The sequence below is a fragment of the Synechococcus sp. H55.7 genome, assembly GCF_047462395.1.
Lineage (GTDB): Bacteria > Cyanobacteriota > Cyanobacteriia > Thermostichales > Thermostichaceae > Thermostichus.
The window spans coordinates 73,442-94,306 of the sequence record NZ_JANSJD010000001.1 but is presented as its reverse complement, the minus strand read 5'-3'; the positions used below and the strand labels follow the sequence as shown (position 1 = coordinate 94,306).

The 20,865-nt window shown below is 59.5% G+C and carries 15 protein-coding genes, 1 tRNA gene and 1 pseudogene; 4 read left to right on the top strand and 13 right to left on the bottom strand.

What is annotated here, in order from left to right; translation table 11 throughout:
* The first annotated feature begins 51 nt into the window (after window positions 1-51).
* The 3 genes from NW851_RS00435 to dnaN all read left to right on the top strand — a co-directional run bounded on the left by NW851_RS00435 (window position 52) and on the right by dnaN (window position 4,792).
* On the top strand, window positions 52-282 hold the full coding sequence (locus NW851_RS00435; RefSeq protein ID WP_414334190.1) for a DUF4327 family protein: 231 nt from the start codon (window positions 52-54) through the stop codon (window positions 280-282).
* Window positions 283-432: 150 nt separating this feature from the next.
* Entirely contained in the window at window positions 433-2,715 is a 2,283-nt protein-coding gene (locus tag NW851_RS00430) for a RelA/SpoT family protein (RefSeq protein ID WP_414336512.1), read from the top strand.
* Between the two features lie 718 nt (window positions 2,716-3,433).
* On the top strand, window positions 3,434-4,792 hold the full coding sequence (dnaN, locus tag NW851_RS00425; protein ID WP_414336511.1) for a DNA polymerase III subunit beta: 1,359 nt from the start codon (window positions 3,434-3,436) through the stop codon (window positions 4,790-4,792).
* Between the two features lie 67 nt (window positions 4,793-4,859).
* Here the strand turns inward: dnaN and NW851_RS00420 are convergent, their stop codons facing one another.
* From NW851_RS00420 to rpsB, 5 genes and pseudogenes are all read right to left on the bottom strand, one after another.
* Window positions 4,860-6,062: an AAA family ATPase gene (locus NW851_RS00420; protein ID WP_414334185.1), complete on the bottom strand. Its 1,203-nt coding sequence runs from the start codon at window positions 6,060-6,062 to the stop codon at window positions 4,860-4,862.
* Between the two features lie 216 nt (window positions 6,063-6,278).
* Complete coding sequence (queG, locus tag NW851_RS00415) at window positions 6,279-7,280, bottom strand: tRNA epoxyqueuosine(34) reductase QueG (RefSeq protein WP_414336509.1); 1,002 nt, start codon at window positions 7,278-7,280, stop codon at window positions 6,279-6,281.
* 8 nt (window positions 7,281-7,288) lie between these two features.
* Window positions 7,289-8,704, bottom strand: a complete 1,416-nt coding sequence (locus NW851_RS00410) for an amidohydrolase (RefSeq protein ID WP_414334181.1) — start codon at window positions 8,702-8,704, stop codon at window positions 7,289-7,291.
* A 327-nt stretch (window positions 8,705-9,031) separates the two neighbouring features.
* Window positions 9,032-9,688 (bottom strand): annotated as a pseudogene (gene tsf, locus NW851_RS00405) (translation elongation factor Ts); the annotation flags it as partial.
* Between the two features lie 158 nt (window positions 9,689-9,846).
* Window positions 9,847-10,638 (bottom strand): 30S ribosomal protein S2, encoded by a 792-nt coding sequence (rpsB, locus tag NW851_RS00400; RefSeq protein ID WP_414334179.1) that lies wholly within the window; start codon window positions 10,636-10,638, stop codon window positions 9,847-9,849.
* 299 nt (window positions 10,639-10,937) lie between these two features.
* Between rpsB and NW851_RS00395 the strand changes: the two genes are divergently transcribed.
* A tRNA-Pro gene (locus NW851_RS00395) sits at window positions 10,938-11,011 on the top strand.
* Window positions 11,012-11,042: 31 nt separating this feature from the next.
* Here NW851_RS00395 and NW851_RS00390 read toward each other — a convergent pair.
* From NW851_RS00390 to NW851_RS00355, 8 genes are all read right to left on the bottom strand, one after another.
* Window positions 11,043-12,242 carry an aldo/keto reductase gene (locus NW851_RS00390; protein ID WP_414334178.1) on the bottom strand — a complete coding sequence of 400 codons (1,200 nt, stop codon included), beginning with the start codon at window positions 12,240-12,242 and terminating at the stop codon, window positions 11,043-11,045.
* 150 nt (window positions 12,243-12,392) lie between these two features.
* Window positions 12,393-13,472 (bottom strand): ribosome small subunit-dependent GTPase A, encoded by a 1,080-nt coding sequence (gene rsgA, locus NW851_RS00385; protein ID WP_414334177.1) that lies wholly within the window; start codon window positions 13,470-13,472, stop codon window positions 12,393-12,395.
* Complete coding sequence (locus NW851_RS00380) at window positions 13,469-13,732, bottom strand: sulfurtransferase TusA family protein (RefSeq protein WP_414334176.1); 264 nt, start codon at window positions 13,730-13,732, stop codon at window positions 13,469-13,471. Before NW851_RS00380 ends, rsgA begins: the two co-directional genes overlap by 4 nt.
* Window positions 13,729-14,913, bottom strand: a complete 1,185-nt coding sequence (gene dnaJ, locus NW851_RS00375; protein ID WP_414334175.1) for a molecular chaperone DnaJ — start codon at window positions 14,911-14,913, stop codon at window positions 13,729-13,731. Before dnaJ ends, NW851_RS00380 begins: the two co-directional genes overlap by 4 nt.
* A gap of 126 nt (window positions 14,914-15,039) precedes the next feature.
* A complete protein-coding gene (dnaK, locus tag NW851_RS00370; protein WP_414336505.1) occupies window positions 15,040-16,848 on the bottom strand; it encodes a molecular chaperone DnaK in 1,809 nt (602 codons plus the stop codon).
* Window positions 16,849-17,026: 178 nt separating this feature from the next.
* A complete protein-coding gene (grpE, locus tag NW851_RS00365) occupies window positions 17,027-17,755 on the bottom strand; it encodes a nucleotide exchange factor GrpE (RefSeq protein WP_414334171.1) in 729 nt (242 codons plus the stop codon).
* A 151-nt stretch (window positions 17,756-17,906) separates the two neighbouring features.
* Window positions 17,907-19,568: a bifunctional metallophosphatase/5'-nucleotidase gene (locus tag NW851_RS00360; RefSeq protein ID WP_414336502.1), complete on the bottom strand. Its 1,662-nt coding sequence runs from the start codon at window positions 19,566-19,568 to the stop codon at window positions 17,907-17,909.
* 63 nt (window positions 19,569-19,631) lie between these two features.
* Window positions 19,632-20,852 (bottom strand): DUF445 domain-containing protein, encoded by a 1,221-nt coding sequence (locus NW851_RS00355; protein WP_414334169.1) that lies wholly within the window; start codon window positions 20,850-20,852, stop codon window positions 19,632-19,634.
* Between the last annotated feature and the right edge of the window lie 13 nt (window positions 20,853-20,865).

The window sequence follows — 20,865 nt, the reverse complement described above, 5'->3', positions numbered from 1 at the left end:
TTCCTTCTGGCCCTCCGGTGCATCCCATTCATCCCACCTGTAGGTTAAGCCATGCCCACTTTACAAGCCACCCACTATGCGGTTGAGGCTATTCAGGAGGAAGCTCGTCGCCTCATCCGGGAGGGGGTTCTGCGCCGCTCTGAAGCCATTTCCCACCTGCAGCCTTTTTTCCCACAGCGGGAGTGGCAGGCAATTGCCCAGGAGTTGGAGCTGCAAGACTACTGCCCCTCGGATCCCCTCTGCGATTTAATCGGCGATTGCGAGGAATGGGGCGAAGACTAATCTCGCTCTGCTGAGGATAGCCAGCAGGCAGCGTCGGCGGCTTGCCGGCGCTTCGCTTTTTATCCGGTATTTTTTCTCTCTCCAATCTGTTGGCGGTCGAGCTGGATGAACTATAGTCAGTAATTAAACATCCTGTTTCTCCGGGTTCACATGGGTCAGACTGCTGTCCTTGCCACCTCAGATAGAGGTCTTGACCTAAACAGCCTCGACTTTGAGGTGCCGGGATGGCTGCGCGCTTTGCTTTCCGGTGCTGAGGATCCCGGCGATGGGCTGCGGCCCTACACGGCTGAAGAAGCCGATCTGCTGCGCCGTGCCTTTGAGTTTTCCTATTGTTTGCATCAGGGCCAAAAACGCAAATCAGGGGATCCCTACATTGCCCATCCAGTAGCCGTGGCTACGCTCCTGCGAGAGCTGGGGGGAGATGCGGTGACGGTGGCAGCGGGCCTTTTGCACGATGTTGTCGAAGATACAGAGGTCACCCTAGAGGCGCTGGAAGCCGAATTCGGCTCAGAAGTTCGTCTACTGGTAGAGGGAGTTACCAAACTTTCTAAGTTCAATTTCTCCAGCAAAACCGAGCAGCAGGCCGAAAATTTCCGCCGCATGTTTGTGGCCATGGCCAAAGACATTCGAGTCATCGTGGTCAAGCTGGCGGATCGCTTACACAACATGCGCACGCTGCAGTACCTCTCCCCCAGCAAGCAAAGGCAAATTGCGGCCGAAACGATGGAAATTTTTGCCCCTCTGGCCAACCGGCTGGGGATCTGGCATTTCAAGTGGGAGCTGGAAGACTTGGCTTTTAAGTATTTGGATTACGAAGCCTACCGAAAGATCCAGGAATTGGTCAACGCCAAGCGCGCCGAGCGAGAGGCGGAGATCCAAGCTTTTATCGAAGAGCTGCGTCAAAACCTCATCCAAGCGGGGCTGGAACATTTTGAGATCAGCGGGCGGCCCAAACATCTGTACAGCATCTACCGCAAGATGCAGCAGCAGCGCAAAGAATTTCACGAGATTTACGATCTCTCGGCAGTGCGGGTAATCGTGCAGACCAACAGCGAGTGCTATCGGGTGCTGGCGGTCGTTCACAACTGCTTCCGCCCTATCCCTGGGCGCTTCAAAGACTACATTGGCTTGCCCAAGGCCAATCGCTACCAATCTTTGCATACGGCGGTGATCGGCCCGCAGGGAAGACCGGTGGAGGTGCAGATCCGCACCGAAGAGATGCACCGCGTGGCCGAGTACGGGATCGCCGCCCACTGGAAGTACAAGGAGGCTGGCAGCACCACCGTTAGGCCGGACGAGGAGCGCTTTACCTGGCTGCGGCAGCTACTGGAGTGGCAAAACGACCTCAAAGACGACAAAGAGTATCTGGAGACCATTCGCGAGAACTTGTTTGAGAGCGAGGTTTACGTTTTCACGCCCAAAGGGGATTTGCTGGCTTTGCCGCAGGGATCCTGTCCGGTGGACTTCGCCTATCGCATCCACTCCGAAGTTGGGGATCACTGTGCGGGGGCGCGGGTCAACAACAAGATCGTGCCTTTGGATACCCGCCTGCGCAATGGGGATATTGTGCAGATCATCACGCACAAAAATGCCCATCCCAGCTTGGACTGGATCAATTTCGTTGCCACCAGCTCGGCCCGCAATCGCATTCGCCAATGGTTTAAGCGCTCGAATCGCGAGCAAAACATCGCCCGGGGTCGGCATTTGCTGGAGCGGGAGCTGGGCAAAACGGGCTTTGATGCCCTGCTCAAATCCGAGCGGATGCAAAAGGTGGCCGAGAAGCTCAACTACGCCAGCGTAGAGGATTTGTTGGCGGCTCTCGGCTATGGCGAGACAACCCCCACGCTGGTGCTCCATCGGCTACAGGAGGTCAGCAAACCGGCAGTCTCTCCCCCCACAGAGGCAGGAGCGATCGAGGGATCCAAGCTGTTGTTGCCGCGGCCTGGGGTGGCTTCTGGCTCCCGCAAATCCCAGTCCCCCATTTTGGGGGTGGAGGGCCTGAAACACCAGTTGGCCAAGTGTTGTAACCCGCTGCCCGGGGATCCGATCTTGGGCGTGGTCACCCGCTTCAAAGGCATTAGCATCCATCATCGGGACTGCCCGCGGGTGGCCCAGGTTTCGGGAGAACGCTTGGTGCCGGTGCGCTGGAATGAAGAGCAACTGCAGCAAAATGCTCAGATTTACCCGGTAGAACTGCATCTGGAAGTCATCGACCGCGTCGGGGTGTTGCGGGATATCCTGTCCCGCCTGTCGGATCAGAGCATCAATGTTCGCAACGCCAAGGTGCAAACTTTTGCCAACCGCACTGCCCTGATCGATCTCTGTATCGATGTGCGCGACAAAAAGCAACTGACCCAAATTCAGAATCAACTGCGCCAGCTTTCTGACGTGCTCGTGCTGCGCTCCCGCCATTACCAGAATGGATCCCGTTGACCTACACCTGACCCTCCGCTGCTACGGGTTCTTGACGCCATCCCCTCGCAACTGGATCCCCTGCTCTGGGTCAGGTGTTGTCCCGTCCCGATCCCTACCGCCTTTAGTCTTGGCTGTCCTGCCAAGAGTACCTGCAAGCTCACCGGCAGCCAAGCAGAGCCGATCAAGCCAAAAGACAAGATCCAGGCTCTCTTCGCCAGCCTGTGGAAAAGCTGTGGAAATCCAGCGAAGCCTGCCCAAGCTCCGGTGGAGTCCCCAGCCATATTTAGGGGGAGGACTCACTACATTAGGGGATCTCACGCTGATCGTGTGTTAAGTTTTATGAATTTGTCAGGAAATAGCAACATTTGCATCCCTTCAGCCTGTGGAAAACCTGTGGAAAAACCCCAAAAACCTGTGGAAAACCTGTGGAAAAACCCCCCAAGTTATTAACAGGTATAAATACCCTGTGGAAAAACGGCCAAGTTATCCACAGTTTTTCCACAGGTGGGGAATAAGCTCAAAGGCTGATGGCGCAAGGGTTTGGCGATCACTTTCCACAGTTTCCACAGCCCCTACTACTACTAGATCAAAAAATTAAATTAGATAGGGATCGTGGTTTCTAGCTTGATCCCGCGCGCGCGAGAAAATTTTTTTTTGCAAAACTCGTCTTGGCAAGGCAGGATCCGATCGGGGCAGTCGGTGTAGGATGTGCCTGTGCAGCCCTCAAGTGCTCCCCATGGTGCAAGCTCAACGTCCTGTGGATCGAGAACTGGAAACCGAGTCGTTCGCGCTGGCCCGGCGCAGCGGCAAGGCTGGCGGCCCCTATGGTGGGGAGAGCCGCTTTGATGAGGCTGCCGACCTGTCCCAACATGGCTTCAGCTTTACCTGTGAGCAAGCCGATCTCAGCCACCACCTCGCTTCCGTTGGACGAGCGGTTGCCAGCCGCCCTGCCCTGCCGGTTTTGGCCAATGTCTTGGTGGAGGCGAGCGGGGAAACTCAACGGGTTGCCCTGACCGCCTTTGACTTGAACTTGTGTATTCGCAGCGAGTTCGAGGCGCAGGTGAAGGGATCCGGTCGCATCACTCTGCCTGCCAAGTTGCTCGGCGATATCGTCAGCCGTCTGCCCAGCGGCCCGATGAGTCTTAGGGTGAGCAACCAAGCCCAGGAGGGTGCCCCTGTGATTCTCACGTCGGCAGCCGGCCAGTACCAAGTGCGGGGCATGTCGGCTGAAGAATACCCCACCTTGCCGGAGATACCGCTTCGTGCCGCTGCTGCGGATGGCGATCCGGCGGGGCAGGAAGGCGCAGCAGCTCAGGGGCTGGAGCTGCCCATCGAGAGCCTGTTGCAAGGGATCGGCCAAACCCTCTTTGCGGCCTCTGGGGATGAGACCAAGCAGGTGCTTACGGGGGTTCATGTCAAGCTCTTGGCGGGGGATCCCCCTTGCTTAGAGTTTGCGGCCACCGACGGGCATCGTCTGGCCATGGTGCAGGTGGAGGCAGACGGGATCCCGGTGGTGGCCAACCTGGGGTTGGATTTCACCATCCCTGCTCGTACTTTGCGAGAGTTGGAGCGCATCCTCGCCGCACAGACTGCGACATCGACGGTGGAATTGCGGTTTGACCGATCCCAGGTGCAATTTGTTCTGCCCCCTGGCGCCCAGTGCCAACAGCGGATCACCAGCCGCCTGTTGGAAGGCCAATATCCCGACTACAATCGCCTGATCCCGCGGCAGTTTGAGCGGCATGTGACCCTGGAGCGTCGGCCTTTGATCGAGTCCTTGGAGCGGGTGGGGGTGCTGGCTGCCCAGCGGAACGACATCATCAAGTTCAGCCTTTCTGAGGCAACCCAAACCCTACGCATCAGCACCGAGGCGCCCGATGTGGGCAGTGGCGAGGAATCTCTGCCGGTACAGATGTCCGGCCCTGACCTGGAGCTGGCTTTTAATGTGCGCTACCTGCTGGACGCCCTTAAGGTGTTTCAGACCCAGCAGGTGAGCCTGGAGCTGAACGGCGCCACCCAGCCGGCCATCTGGAAGCCGATTGGAGCGACGCGCCTCTGCTATTTGGTCATGCCGGTTCAACTGCGGGCTACCTAGCCCACCCAAGCCCGACCCAAGTCGAAGATTGGCCCCAGCGGCTAAACCAGGTAGATGCCGACACAGCTCAAACAAAGCGGTGGGTAAACTCTTGGATCAAGTCCACCCGCCCTTTGCGCAAAACGGCCGGATCCAGGCGCTCGGTCGTGTTGCAGGTCATCAACACCACCAGCCTCTGCCTGCAGTCGAGATAATCGGGATCGAGCACGCTTTGGTGAAGGGTGCCATCCAGCAGGCTGAGGATGCGTTCGGTTTTGGTGCTCTGCTGGGCCACCTCGCTGGCTCGGTCTTGGGCGAGGTTATCGGCTTCGTTGATGATCAAGCAGACCCGCTCCAGGTAGGGGGGCGCGATGAACTCCTGTACGGCTTCGTGATCCAAGATAAACACCACATAGCCCAGGGGCACCAGCAGCTCGTGGGCCACCGCTTGCGTCCAGGCCGTTTTACCCGTACCTGGGATCCCGTGCACCAAGACCGCCAATCGCTCCTGCTGTAGAATCTGCTGTTGAACTTGATCGGTAAAGGCCTGAATTTCAGCGGGAAAAGAACTGATTGGATAGGGGCTGTAGACTTGCCCGATCCGGCTTTGGTAGCCGCTCACCATCACCGCCAGATTGTAAGTAACCTTGCGAATTAAGGGCCTGAGATCCACGCCCAGCAGGGTGTAGCGGCGACGGTTGTGATAGGCGGTCTGAACTTGCAGCCAAATCTGGTGCTCTGGCCAGAAGGCATAGGTGGTGCCCGGGCTGCTGATTTCCTCCCAACTGCTGAAACGCTCGACCGGATAGTAGAAGTAGCGCTCCATATAGAATTGCACGATCTGCGCCGGTCGCCCCAGATGCGCCAAAACTCTGAGAACGGTCATTTCCTGCAGGCGCCTTAGAACGTAATCGATGGGAATTTGATCCCGGCTCACCTGCTGCCGAATCGGCGTCTCCGTGGAGAGCTGATCTTGAAATACTGTATAGTCGGGGCCGGGCAGAGGTGGGGTGATGCTATTCCAAAACTCTTCGATCTCGTAACGGGTATTCTCTGAAAATAAGTTGAGAAAGTTGGCCAGCGGGCTGTACTCTCTACGTCCTACCGCATTGGCAACATCGCTGCACACATCCAAAAATTTCTCGGCCAACGCCCAGGGATCCTGCATCGCCAGTTGCCAGAAATACTCGGCATCGAAATGGCGGTACAGGGGCTTCCACCCAGATTGCAGTAGGTTGTAGCTGTTGGCCTGCCGGTAGCCGGGGTAATAGTCTTCGTAATCGTTATCCATGCAGGGTTAGGGTCTGAGAAGAGGGAAACCAATAGGAGGTGCTAGGGCGTGGACGCCTGACGCTCTTCAGCCCAGCACTGGGATCCCAAGAAAGAGGGTAAGACGTGTATGCCGGCTTGCGTCCCCGGCCCGGAGACAACAGCCCCACCGTTTTCCGGTGCCGGCTCAGGCCCAAGGGTAGGGATCCCCAGATCCTGTTGGAAAAGGATATCCAAATTAGGTAGAGAGGGCTTCCAAATCGTTGCTGCAGGCTGCAGAGGTGGGATGGGCTCGGAGAGCAGCTTGGGCGTTGCGGCGCAGCCGGTGGGCCTTGAGGCGGCGCAGGGCAGAGGCGGGGAAGCGGCGGTCGAACTCCTCGTCGCCGAGCCGCGCCAGTTCTTGGAGATCGGGGGCAACGTTCCAAGGGTAAGGCTGAAAATCCGGGATCCGGCTGGGGCGGGCAAAGCGCTGGTTCCAAGGGCAGACCTCTTGGCAGATGTCGCAGCCGGCCACCCAATTGTGCAGGTTCTGGGCAATTTCGGCAGGGATCCGCTCAGCATGGCTCTCTAAGGTGTGGTAGGCAATGCAGCGGCGGGAATCCACCACCCCTGGGCTGACGATGGCCTGGGTGGGGCAGGCTGCCAGACAGCGGCTGCAGGTGCCGCAGTGGGCGGTGTGGGGACGGTCGGGGATCAGGGGGAGAGTGGTCAGGATCACCCCCAGGAATACCCAGGAGCCGTATTCGCGGGTGAGCAAGAGGCCGTTTTTGCCGATCCAGCCCAAGCCCGCCCGCATGGCCCAGGGCTTTTCCGCCACCGGGCCGGTATCCACATAGAATCGGCCTCGATAATCCGGGAACTGAGCTTGCATCCAGAGGTGGAGCTGCTTCAGCCGCCGCCCCAGCACGCGGTGGTAGTCCCGCCCCCAGGCATAGCGGGATATCTTGCCTTTGGCTGGATCCCGACTGTGGCAGATGGGGGTGTAGTAGTTGAGGGCCACACAGACCAGAGATTGCACCCCCGGCAGCACCCGCTCTGGATCCATTCGCCGGGGATCGGCCATCCAGGCCATGTCGGCGGCCATGCCCGCCGCCAGCCAGGCCCGCAAGCCCGCCAAGTCAGGGGGATCCGCCGCACTGGCGATGCCGACCTTGTCAAAGCCCAGCGCCAGCGCCTGCTGCTTCACCTGTTCGGTAGCTCTGGCCCAGTCGGCTGTTGCTCCCACGGTCGGCCCCGGCAACTCTAGGGCTATTCTGGCAGACCCATCACCTGGCGGTAGCGGGCCTCCAGTTGTGCTGCCTGCTGCGAGCGACGGAAGGGATCCCAGTGGCTGTGCTCGAACAGCTCCTGCCGCAACTGGGCCACGTCCACCGTCGTTACCTCGCCGTTGGCCACCACCCGTTTCCCTCTAACCCAGACGCTGTGCACCGCCTGGGTGGGCCGGCCCAGCACCAGCAGCCCGATGGGATCGGTACGGGGCAACAGCGACAGTTGGGTGAGATCGTAAAGCACCAGATCCGCCTGCTTGCCCACCTCCAGGGATCCCAGCTTCTCTCCCAGCCCTAGGCCAATGGCCCCACCGCGGGAGGCCATCTCGACGCTCTCCCGGGGCGAGATCCAGTGGCGGTAGTCGGGATCCGTGATGTTGTGCAGGATGGTGCCGATTTTAATGGCCTCCAAGAGATCCTGGGAGTCATTGCTGGCGGATCCATCGCAGCCAAAGGCCACATTCACCCCCGCCCGCCGGTACTTGAGGATGGGGGCGATGCCGCTGCCCAGGCGCAGGTTGCTCAAGGGGTTGTGGACAACCGTAGAGCCGGTGCGGGCCAAGATCTCGATATCGGCATCGGTAAGCCAGACGCAGTGGGCCAGCGAGGTTCTCCGGTCTAGGTAGCCCAAGCGCTCCAGGTGCTCGACTGCGCTGCAGCCGTATTTTTCCTGGGCCAACCTCTGCTGGGCGCGGGTTTCCAGCAGGTGGGCATGGCGGGGGAGGTCATACTTCTGGCTCAACTCCGCGCAGCCCTCAAACAGCTTGTCAGAACAGAGCTGGATGCCGGTGGGGGCCACCATCAGGGTGATGCCCTCTTCCGGGCGGTGGTACTTCTCAACCGCCTCTTCCACCAGGGCCAGCACCTCTGAGGTGCTCAGGGGATAGGCTGCCGCCCCGCCAGCGAAGGATGAACCGCCGGGCAGGCAGGTGGAGAGGGCCTGATCCTGAAGCAGGGGACCGATGAAGGCGCGGATCCCGACTTCTCGGTAGGCCCGCACCGCCGCCTCGAGGGTGGCCAGCTCCTGGCCGGGGATGAGGATGAGATGATCCACTACCGTCGTGCCGCCGCTGAGCAGGGTCTCTACTGCCGTCGCCAGGGCGCTGAGATAGATCTTTTCCGGATCCGGCGGCGCGTACTCGTGCAGTTGTGCCAGCCACAGCTCCAGCGGGTAGGGCGGGATGATCCCTCTTTGCCACAGCTCGGAAGAGTGGGTGTGGGCATTGACAAAGCCCGGCAGCAAGAGTTGGTTGCCGGCCTCCAGTTCTAGGCTGTCTGTGCCCGTTGCGGGTAGCCCTTTATCGATAGCAGCAATCCGTTCCCCCTCGATGCGCACATCTGTGGTTTCGTAGCCTGTGCCGGTGGGGATCAACGCATTGCGTAGGATACAGCTCATGCCCAAGATCCAAAATGACCGCCTGTCACCCTAGCGTGTTGTAGTTGGCCGTGCCAAGGCAAAAAATAGGGAAACTCCATCCAGAAAGCCTCAACCTGCTCAGCCGGCTTGCCATGGTGGGAGAAGCAGAGTGGCACTGCTGCCGCCCACTGGGGTGAATTCAGGGATCCCTCGGCAATAGAGCTATTTTTTCTTCTTGCTGGAGCCTTTTTTGGCTGGCTTGCTCTCGGCAGCCGGTTCAGGAACAACCACCTCAGCAGTAGGCTCGGCAGCAGCTTGGTCAGCGACAGGTTCTGCCCCTTGCGCTGGCTCTGCCGGCTTGAGACCGGCCTGAGCAGCCACTTCAGCGGCAAAATCCGCTTCCTGTTTCTCGATCCCTTCTCCCAAGACAAAGCGCACGAAGCGCCGCACCCGGATGTTTTCCCCTAGCTTGGCAATGTGCTGCTTCACCAGTTCCTCTACGGTAATCGAGGAATCTTTAATAAAGGGCTGATCCAGCAGAGACAACTCCTTCAGGCGCTTCTCGATGCGGCCCTGCACGATCTTCTCGCGTATGTTCTCCGGCTTGTTGGCCAGATCCTCTTTGCCCATTTCGATGGCTTTTTCCCGCTCCACCACCTCGGCAGGGATCTGGTCAACGCTGACGTACTCTACGTTTTGGCAGGCGGCAATTTGCTTGGCGATGTCTTGCACCAGTTTCTTAAAATCTTCGTTGCGGGCCACAAAATCCGTCTCGCAGTTCACCTCCACGAGCACACCAATCCGATTGCCGAAGTGGATGTAGCTATCGACTACTCCCTCTGCCGCGACGCGACCGGCCTTTTTGGCTGCCCCCGCCAACCCTTTCTGTCGCAGCCAGGTGATGGCTTTGTCCATGTCGCCCCCCGACTCTTCCAGGGCTTTTTTGCAGTCCATCATGCCTGCGCCCGTCTTTTCGCGCAGCTCTTTGACCAGCTTGGCGTCAACTTTGGCATCAATACTCATGAGGGTTCCTCGAATGAAAGAACGAGAAGGACGTGGCCGAATGGGAGTGAGAACGAGTAAGCTTGGGCAAAATTGTAAGCCTAGATTCAAGAATACGAGCTTCTGGAGAGAAGACGGGCAGGGAAACGCCCAGAGCGCATGGGATCCCTGCCCCTGCTCTAGTCTTCGTCAGTTTCTCCTTCTTCGTCCTCTGCATCCTCCAGAGTGTCGTCGTCCAGATCCATAGCCCCTTCGTACTCGTACTCATCCTCTTCGACAGTGTCGAGCTGCCCATGCCGCCCTTCGTAGATGGCGTCGGCCAGCTTGCCTACAATCAGCTTAATCGCTCGAATGGCATCGTCGTTAGAGGGGATAAAGATGTCGCTGAGGTCGGGGTCACAGTTGGTGTCCAGCAGAGAGATGATGGGAATGTTAAGCTTGATACACTCCTGAATGGCGTTGGCTTCTCGCCGCTGATCGACAATGATCACCGCATCGGGGAGCTTGCGCATGGTTTTAATGCCGCCCAAGTACTTTTCCAGCCTGGCCAACTCTCGCCGCAGACGGCTGGCCTCTTGTTTGGGCAGGCGATCCAAAAGACCACTGCTTTCCATCTCCTCAATTTCTTTGAGGCGGTCAATGCGGGTTTTGATGGTGGCCCAGTTGGTGAGCATACCCCCCAGCCAGCGCTGGTTGACGTAGTAGCTGCCACAGCGACGAGCTTCTTGAGCGACGATCCCAGCAGCTTGCCGTTTGGTGCCGACGAACAGGAAGCGCCAACCCCTGTCGGCAGCATCCCGCACATACTCGTAGGCTTCGTTCAGATAACGGGCCGTCTGCACCAAATCGATAATGTGGATGCCGTTCCGTTCGGTAAAGATGTAGGGCCGCATCTTCGGGTTCCAACGGCTGGCCTTGTGCCCAAAGTGAACCCCCGCCTCCAACAGTTGAGGCAAACTGACTACGCTCATGAGTTTTTCATCTCCTACGGGTTAGCCTCCGCCCGAACGGATCCCAGCTACGGCCTTCCTGACGGTTCCTGCACATTCACTCCCAGAGCGCTCTGCCCCAATTGGCGAGGAACTCCGGTGCTGTTGCAGCAAACCGCAAAAAGGCTGTAAGGACACCCGGTGGTTCAGGCGTGTGTTTTTTAGCAGCCTAACCAAGCTAGCATGGTTTCCGCAGGATCCCACAGCTTGGGGTTAACTCTGGCCGCGATCCAATGCTAGACTAACTAGACGCTTCCTGAACTTCCACCTGTTCAGTGCGTCGGGGCGTAGCGCAGCTTGGTAGCGCACCACTTTGGGGTAGTGGGGGTCGTGGGTTCAAATCCCGCCGCTCCGATCAGCTGTTGTCGTTCCAGCGGCCCAGACAGTCAGGATCCCTGGACACGTTGGCTCTGAGATAGCCGCTTCACCTCGGCTCCAGAGAGCAGGCGATGGGCTTCTTGCAACAAGGCCGGGATCCGGTCGCGGTGGGGGCTGTGGATGAGACAGGGCCGTAGGGCTTCCGCATCCACTTGGTCTGCCCGTTGGCCGGGGAGCCAACTGCCGGCATTGCCCAACAGGTTGTAACGGCTTTTGGCATAGTCCACCAAGTCATAGGCCAAGGCCAAATTGCGCAACAGCAGAATAAATGGGATATTCACCTGTCCAGGGGTTTGGTCGTAGCGAGGCAGGCCCTGGTGCCAAGTTTTGGCGTAGTGTTCTCCCACCTGCTCGATCAAAGCTTGCTCTAGGCGGGCCAGGATCGGTGGCAACAGCTCATCAGCCCGATCCAACAGCTCCACCGCCCGCAGGTGCTCATCAAAATCGCTGGGTCGAGCTGCTCCAATGCTGAGGGTGTGAACCTGGGGATGGGACAGGCAGAACAGGTCGTTGAAGACCATTGGGCTGAGAGGTTGGCACAACTGCACCAGCTTGGCGGGCGGATCGTAAAGCTTGCCCCCTTTGTCTGAGGGGCTGATGATGAATACCCCCATGTCTTGCCGGGCGGCAGCCTCAATGGCTGGCCAGTTGGTCTGGTTGACAAAATACCAGTGCAGGTTGACGTAATCAAAGCCCCCCGACTGGATGGCTTCCACGATCAACTCCGTCGGCCCATGGGTGGAGAAGCCGACGAAACGCACCCGCCCCTGTCGCACCAGACGCTGACACACCTCCAGGCACCCTCCTGGACGCAGGCTGTGCTCCAAATCTTCCCAGGTGTTCAATCCGTGGATGGCCAGCAGATCCACATGGTCGAGGTTCAGGTAGCTCATCGATTGTTCGAACTTGGCCAGGAACTGCTTCGGATCGGCGCTGGGGCCAATTTTTGTTTGCACGATCAGATCTTGCCGGGGGAAAAGCGGCAAAATGCGGCCCAACTGCATCTCAGAGGTGCCGTAGCCGCGGGCAGTTTCGATGTGGTTGATGCCCACTTCCAGGGCCCGGCGGATCGTCGCTTCCAGGTTCTGCTGGCTTGCTGCTGGGATCCCTGACCAAGGAGTGTCTTGCCAACTGTGCTGATAACGCATGCCGCCACAGCTCAGTACAGGCATAGACAGCTCGGTACGCCCAAATCTGCGATACTGCATGATTTTTCCCTTCGACTGGCCCCATTTTAGTAACCTTCAACGACCGGGCAGGACGGGCGCCGGAACTGGTGGAAGACCCGCCAACTCTCTCAGGCGAAGAGGTGCTACCTTCGCCCTCTAGGGGAGGGAAGAGCGACGGAACGAACCGTTTCATTGCCATTTGAAACGACTGTAGTTCAAATCAAAGGCACGCCATCCATCAACGGCCTGCTCCTGCTGGCGAGATGGGCCTTTCGCGCAATTCTGGCCAAACTGGGCCTCTTGCAAAAGCTGCAAGTAGAAAGTCCGTCGTTCCCAATCCAGATCTCGGAGCCCGCAGCCCGGCTCTCGATCGTGCAGGCAATCGCGAAACTGACAGGTGCCCAAGCGATCCCTGACTTCTGGAAAGCACCGTATCAGTTGCAAAGGATGAACCGGCGGGATCCCTTCGCCGGCATTGAATCCGGGCGAATCGGCGATCCAACCGCCTTCTGGCAAGGGAAACAGCTCCACATGGCGGGTGGTGTGCCGGCCCTGACGCAAGCGCCTGGAGACGGCCTGAGTAGCCAGCCGAACGTCTGGCAACAGCCGATTGAGCAGACTGGATTTGCCCACTCCGGAAGGGCCTACTACCACCGAGATCTGATCTCGACAACACCGTTGCAACTGGGGGATCCCAGCTTGGGTGTGGGCGCTCACCAGCAAAGGCTCATATCCCCACCTCTGCAGGCGATCCACCCAAGTTGCCGCCACCCCCGGATCCACGCGGTCGCATTTGTTCAACACCACTTGAACCCGCAGTTGGCTGGCCTCAGCCTGCACCAGCAGACGGCTGAGGGCGTTGGGCTCGGGATCCGGCTCGGCCAGGGCCACCACCACCAGAACTTGGGTCACATTGGCAATAGCCGGTCGAGGGAGTTGAGTGCGCCGCGGCCAGATCGCCTCGATCACCCCTCGCTCCGGCCAGAGAGAGTCGGCAGCCGGCGGCAAGCCCACCTCTACCCAGTCTCCCACCATCACCGATTGCCCCATTTTTTTGAGCTTGGCCCGAGCTGTGCAGAGGAGCTCCGCCGGCATGGGCTTTTGGGCCGGGAACTGAGCTGGGATCTCGGGAAAAAGGGCGGCCAAGGCCGGATCGATGCGCACACGGTAAAAGTTGGCCTGCGCCGCTCGCACCCAGCCGGTATAGGTGGATCCCTGCTCCCCCTCTTGAGCAGCCTGTCCCGATCCCTTCCGGCTCAGGTGGCTCATGTCAAGTCCCCGCGGCGCACCCAGAGGATGTGATGCCCCTCAGGCGTAGCTTGTTGCCCCTCGATCCGATGCCCGGCCATCGCCAGGCTGTTGGGCACCTGCTCCAGGGGTTCTCCTGCATCCAGCCACAGCTCCAACAGCTCTCCAGGGGCCATGCGTTCCAGCCGCAGCTTCGCCCGTACGTAGTTGAGGGGGCAAGGGATCCCGCGCTGGTCAAGGACGAGCTTGACCTCTTGCAATGAAACAGCCTCTGGCGTCATTCTTCCTCACGCTCCCGGTTGCCGGGCATCTGGGCCAGCCCGCGCAACAACCCGCCCAAGAAACCATCCCGCTTGTTGATGCGTTCTCCGTGCAGCTCAGCCAAGCGCAGCAGCAATTCCCGCTCTTCTGAGCTGATGCGGGTGGGAATTTCCACCACCAGGGTGATTTTGTGGTCGCCCCGCGACATTGGGTTGCCGATGCGAGGCACCCCCTTACCTTCCAGGGTCAGCACCGTGCCCGGCTGGGATCCGGCGGGAATGGTCAGCTCCACCTCTTCCTCCAAGCCGGCCTTTGAGTCCACGGTGGGCACCGAGACTTTGGCCCCCAAAATGGCCTGCAGATAGCTCACCCGCACCTCCGAGAGGATGGTCAGGCCATCGCGCTGAAAGTCCGGATCCGGCTCCACAAACAGGTAGACGTAGAGATCTCCGGGCGGGCCACCGCGCCGACCGGCATCGCCTTCTCCGGAAACCCGCAAGCGGGTGCCACTGTCCACGCCGGCGGGGATGTTGATGCGCAGTTTCTTCGTGGTTTGGGCCAGGCCCTCGCCATTGCAGTTGTAGCAGGGCTCCTCCAACACCTGACCACTGCCACCACAGGTGGGACAAACCGAGACTTGGGTAAAGTTGCCAAACGGGGTGCGGGTGGCCCGCCGCACCTGACCAGCGCCACCACAGGTGGGACAGATTTTGACCTCCGTGCCGGGCTTGGCGCCACTGCCCCCGCAGACATTGCAGACTTCTAGGTGGCTGATGCGAATTTGCTTTTCGCCCCCGAAGATGGCCTCAAGAAACTCCAATTTCAGGTCAAAGCGCAGATCATCCCCCCGTACCGGCCCATTGCGGCTGCGGCCATAGCCGGCTCCCACCCCCGCAAAGTTGGTGAAAAAGCTCTCGAAAATATCGGCAAAGCCACCCATCCCCGCAAAATCCTGGAATCCGCTCGCTGCCGCGGCGGCCCCTCCCAAGCCCGCCTCTCCAAAGCGGTCGTAGCGGGCTTTCAGCTCGCTGTCGGAGAGCACCTCATAGGCACGGTTGATCTCCTTGAAGCGCTCCTCCGCACCTGGCTCTTTGTTGACATCCGGGTGGTACTTGCGAGCCAATCGTCGATAGGCGCGCTTGATCTCCTCTTTGGAGCTGTCGCGGCTAACCCCCAAGATTTCGTAGTAGTCACGAGCCATAGAAGCGCTTCAGAAAAAATTAAAGATGCAAAGATCAAACATGCTTGAGACACAACTTGTCGGGCAACACAACCAAAGCAAGCCTACAAGCCACCGAGGCCAAAGAAGAGCTGTCTCCGAGAATCCCTAGCGAGCTCCGTAGATCTCGCCACCCATCTCCAGAAGAACAGCCCGCAGCTCTTCCATTGCGTTCCGTAAAGTTGCTAAGTCTACGTTATCATTTGCCAGCAATGCCCTCAATGTGCCCGCCACCTGAGCCCCCCGCTGGATTCGAGCTTCGCTGAGGCGATTGCCGTGCTCCTGCAGGGTTTTGTCGTAGTTGTAGAGCAGGCTGTCCGACTGGTTACGGGCTTCCACCAACTGCCGCCGGCGTTGATCTTCTTCGGCATAGGCTTCCGCTTCTCGGCGCATCCGCTCGATCTCGCTGCTGCTCAAGCCGCCGTTGTTGGTGATCTTGACGCTTTGCTCGATTCCCGTCCCCTTTTCACGAGCTGAGACTTTCAAGATCCCGTTGGCATCGATGTCAAACGAGACTTCGATCTGGGGCACCCCACGGGGAGCCGGCGGGATCCCGGTCAGTTGAAAGCGGCCCAAGGTCTTGTTGTCTTTGGCCATGGCCCGCTCCCCCTGCAGGACGTGAATCTCCACCACGCTCTGGCCATCGGTGGCGGTGGAGAAAATTTGGGTTTTGCTGGTGGGGACGGTGGTGTTGCGCTCGATGATGCGGGTGAAGACGCCCCCCAGCGTTTCCACCCCAATCGAGAGGGGGATCACATCCAGCAGCAGCAGATCTTTCACCTCTCCTCCCATCACCCCTGCCTGGATGGCGGCGCCAAGGGCCACTGCCTCGTCCGGGTTGACGGAGCGATCCGGGTTTTTTTTGAAGATCTGCCGAATCTTCTCCTGAACGGCGGGAATGCGAGTAGAGCCACCCACCAGGAGCACACGGTCGATATCCTCAGGGGAGAGGCCAGCATCCCGCAGCGCCTGTTCTGTAGGCTCGACAGTAGCTTCCACCAGATCCCGCACCAACTCCTCGAACTTGGCGCGGGTCAGCTCCACTTCCAGGTGTTTGGGCCCGGAGTCGTCGGCGGTGATAAAGGGCAGGTTGATGAGCGTAACCTGGGTGCTGGACAGCTCAATTTTGGCCTTCTCGGCCGCCTCCCGCATCCGCTGCAAGGCCATACGATCCCGCGAGAGGTCGATCCCTTCCGTCTCCAAAAACTGGCGGGTGAGCCAATCGACAATTCTTTGGTCGAAGTCATCCCCCCCCAGGTGGTTGTTGCCGGCGGTGGCTTGCACCTCGAACACGCCGCTGCCCAGTTGCAGCACCGAGACGTCGAAGGTGCCACCGCCCAAGTCGAAAACCAAGATGCGCAGATCTTGATCTTGTTTGTCCAGCCCGTAGGCCAGGGCGGCTGCCGTCGGCTCGTTAATGATGCGCAGCACCTCCAGCCCGGCAATGGTGCCGGCATCTTTGGTGGCCTGCCGTTGGGCATCGGTAAAGTAGGCAGGAACGGTGATCACGGCCTGGGTCACCGGCTCCCCCAGATAGGCTTCCGCATCGGCCTTCAGCTTCTGCAGGATCATGGCCGAGATCTCCTGGGGAGTGTAGGCGCGGTCTTGCACCGCCACTTCCACCATGTTGTCTCGGCCAGGGATCACTTTGTAGGGAACCCGCTTCCGCTCTTCTTCGGTCTCGGCAAAGGTGCGGCCAATGAAGCGTTTGATGCTGAAGATGGTGTTTTCCGCGTTGGTAACCGCCTGGCGCTTGGCCAGTTGGCCCACCAAGCGGGCGTTGTTTTTGGCAAAGCCGACGATGCTGGGGGTGGTACGCCCTCCCTCGGCGTTGGTGATCACAACGGGCTGGCCGCCTTCCAAAACCGCCACACAACTGTTGGTGGTTCCCAGGTCAATCCCGATGACTTTACCCATAGCCCCCTCTTCCGGTGCCCCAAGTTTTAACCCAAGGACGCAGTTCCACGGATCTTAAAAGCATTCTGCCCAGGATCCCGCAGAAACCTTCAGGCAGTGCTTCTGCATCCGTAGCTTTACTGTAGCCTTTCTGAAGACAGATAGGCTCTACTTGTCAAGGTTCAAGCGAGCAGTTTTGCTAAGAGTTTGCAGCACTTTGGGAAGAGGCAGAGGTATCTTCGGGGCCGGCCCCCTCGCTTTGGGGAGAGGGTGCAGGGTTTGGGCTGCCTGCCGAGACGGCTACCATGGCATGACGGATCACCAAATCCCCCAGCTTATAACCTGGCTGATATTCGACGGCTACCACATCTTCGGGATAGTCGGTGCTGGGTTGACGGGCGATGGCTTCATGTAGGTTGGGGTCGAAGGGATGGCCCACCGACTTCATGCGGGAGACCCCCATCTTTTTGAGAGATTCCACCAGCAGGCGGTAGACGCTCTGGTAGCTGTTGTGCAACTCCCGCTCGCGGTCGGTTTCCAGTTTCAACTGGTGCTGGGCCCGCTCGAAGCTGTCCACAACAGGCAAGATCTCCAGCACAAATTTCTGCCGTTCTTTTTGGCTGAACTCCTCTTTTTCCCGCTGGGTACGCCGCCGGTAGTTTTCAAAATCGGCGTAGAGGCGCAGGTAGGCGTCTTCTTTTTCTTTGAGCTGCTGGCGGACGACTTCCAATTCGTGCTGGAGCTGCTTCAGGGCTTCACCGGGATCTGGAGATGGCTCGGTGCCGGCTTCTGCGGAGGAGGCACCGGCTTCTGCTTCGCTGTCTTCCAAAATCAGCTTCTCCAGTTCTGCCTCCACGTCGATCTCTTCTTCCTGCAGCTCAGGATAGGTATCTTCTGGGGCCATCGGTTGCTTCTCTTCAGCAGTCATGGGTTATGTCGACAAGCGTGAGCAATAAGCAGTAACGTCGGGTGCCCACAGTTTGGCAGTCTCAAAACCATCGCCGCCATTAGCCAAACTGGGCTCTGTGCTGATCGTATTCTACCGACTCCTCTACCAGCCAGTTAAGGTTCCTGTTGTTCTAGCCTACCAGCAAGCTGTCCTGAGGCTGGCCCAAACACTGGGGAAAGTAGATCTCGGCCAAGTTGGGAATGAGGTGCCAGTTGTGGCTGTAGATGGGCTGGATGGGGGAATGGGTGTGAATGTGGCGGGCGAGAAAGTCGCGGATACTGTCGGCGGAGATCCAGAGGGTTTGGGCTTCTTGGAACATGCTGTAGCCCCCCCCACCGCCGGCGCGGTAGTGGTTGATGGCCAGGCGAAAGGTCTGATCCGGCTGCACCGGTTGGCCGCGAAATTGTAAGGTCACCAAGCGCTCGCCTACAGGGCGGGTGAGATCGAAGCAGTAGTCGATGCCGTGGTAAAGGTCGAAAGTGTAGCCTCGTGCTTCGGGGGCCACGACGGCAGCAGGATCGGGGGGAAGATGATCGGGATCCAATTGGCGAAAATACCCAGCCGTCTGCTCAAGAGCGCGTCGCAAGATGTCGCCGGTGATCTCCAAGATGCAGAGGGTGTTGTCGTAAACGGTGAGGCTGTAGGCGTCTTGCAAAAAGATGGGGCCCGCTGCCAGGCCGGCACTGCTGCAGATGTTGACCAGGGAGAGCTCCGCCGAGAGGCTGGCCTCCCGTACCGCCTGCAATTGGGCCTGATGCAGGAGCTCTGCTAGGGGATTGGCCCCCAACCGGGCTGCCAGCCCACCGCGGTAGGCACAACGGGCGTGGCCAATGGGCTGGCGGATGTAGCGCAAGGTGGCCTGATGATAGGGCTCTGTCAGGGCCAGGAGTTCGGGATCAGGATGGATCCCTTCTGCAGCCAGCAACTGGGCGGTTTTCCCGACAACTTGCCAGCGTCCTCCGTGGCGCTCCAGCTCCAAAGACACGTGGGAAAGGTGGCTGCCCCAGTAGCCGGGCTGCACCACCAGGGCCTTGGCCCCCCCCAGGCCGGCGATGGTCTGATGGGTATGGCCGGAGAGGATGACGTCAATGCCCTCCAGCTCTGCCAGGGCCAGCAGCTCGTTTTCCCCCCTCAGGCTTTTGTTGCTGGTCCAGCCGGAGCGATCCGGGTTGTGCCAGTGCTCTGGGGTGCGCAAAGGGGGCAATTGGCTGGGGCCGCTGTGCAGAATCAGCACCAACACGTCCACCTGGGGCCGCAGCAGCGACAGGTAGTGCTGGGCAGTTTCCAGCAGGGGGGCAAAGCGCAGCCCCGCGATGTAGTCGGGCCGCTCCCAGGTGTCGATGCGGGGGGTGGTCAGCCCCAGCAGGCCGACACGGATCCCGGCCACTTCTCGGATTAGATAAGGCCGAAACAGGGGATCCCCATTTTGGCGGAGGATGTTAGCGCACAGGGTGGGACAGCGGAGATCGCTCACAAAATCCTGCAGGACCTGGGGCCCAAAGTTAAAGTCGTGGTTGCCCGGCGTGAAGGCGTCGTAGCCGAGGGCGTTGAGGGTATGGGCCATGGGGTGAGGGGAGACCCGCTCCACCTGAGCATAGTAGGTGCCCAAGGGGGATCCTTGAATGGTGTCGCCGCTGTCGATGAGCAACACCGGATCCGCGCTGGCTGCTCGCACGCGCTTGATCAGAGTGGCCAGCTTGGCCAGGCCGTGCTCTGCGGGGCTCCCGGTAAAGTAGTTCCAGGGATGCAGGTTGGCGTGGAGATCGGAAGTGTGGAGAATTGTTAACCGCATTCTAATATCATAACCGAAGCGAAAACTCCCATCCAAGCTCCCGTTTTCTGGGGAAGGGGGCTGTCACCTCAGCAAAAACAGCACCTGCACACAGCCCACCAAAAAACCCAGCAGCCCCCCCAAGTTGACGATGGCCTGCAGTTCTTGGCGCACAATTTGTTGGATGGCCTGCTCCAGGTCGGCGGGGGAGGTGGCGTTCACTTTGTCGGCAATCACCTGATCCAAGTTCAACACCGGGATCACCTGCATCATCAGGGATTCCAGATCCCGCTCCAGGTAGCGCTCCAGGATCAAAGCCAGGTCGGCGCTGATCTGATCGATGGAGGTGATCAACGCCTTGGAGTTGCGCAGGCGACCCAACACCAGGCTGGCCACTTTTTCCCAATCGATGCTCTCCCCCAGCCCCTTGATAACCTCTGGCCCTTGGCTGCGCAGGTAATCTTGGATCCCATCGCGGAGGGCACGACGCAACTGACGTACGGCGGAAACCGGCAGGTTTTGCAGGGAGAGGTTCTGCAGGATCTCGGTCAGGCGGCGGGGGGCGTTGATGTCTTTGAGCAGATCTTCCAAGATGGCTTCTGCCCCTTCCGGCTCCTCCAGGCAATAGGTGCGCAGGCGCAGTAGGGCGTTTTTGAGGCCAAACAAGTTGGCCACCACCCAGTAGGAGCCGGTGGCCCGCTCGCGAAATTCTTCATCCAGAGATTCGATGTTGCGATCGGTGAGAAAGTCCACTAGGTTCTGCCGCAACACCTTGGGAGGCAGCGCCTGCTTCAGGATCCACTCCGAGAGCTGCCGGGCTTGCTCAGCGTTGAGGCGCAGCTCCAGCAGCACCTGGTCGAACAGTTGGTTAATCGGCCCCTCCAAAAAGGTCTCCTGGCGGGCAAGCACCTTCACCAGGCGGGGCAACGACTCGTTAAACAGATCGGCCAAGATGCGCGCCAGCACCTGCGCCGTTTGCTGCTGTTGCTCGGGGTTTTGCAGCCGATCCAGCGCCACCCCCAGCAGCCAGCGGATCCCTGCCTGCATGCGCTCGGTTTGCAGCAGCTTGCGGGCCAAGTTGTGCAGCTCCTCTGGCGTGAGCAGGGATCCCATGATGGTCTTGGCAATCTGCTTGGCCAGGCGGGGCTGGTTCTGCGGGATCAAGCCGGGGGTGAAGGGGATGCGCCAGCCGAAAACCCGGTAGGGGCGATAGGGCCGGAAGAGCATCTTGATGGCGATGTCGTTGGTGAAATAGCCGATCACCAGCCCAGCTAAGGGGGGCACGAAGTAGGTCCAAAGGGCCATGGAGCAAACTTGG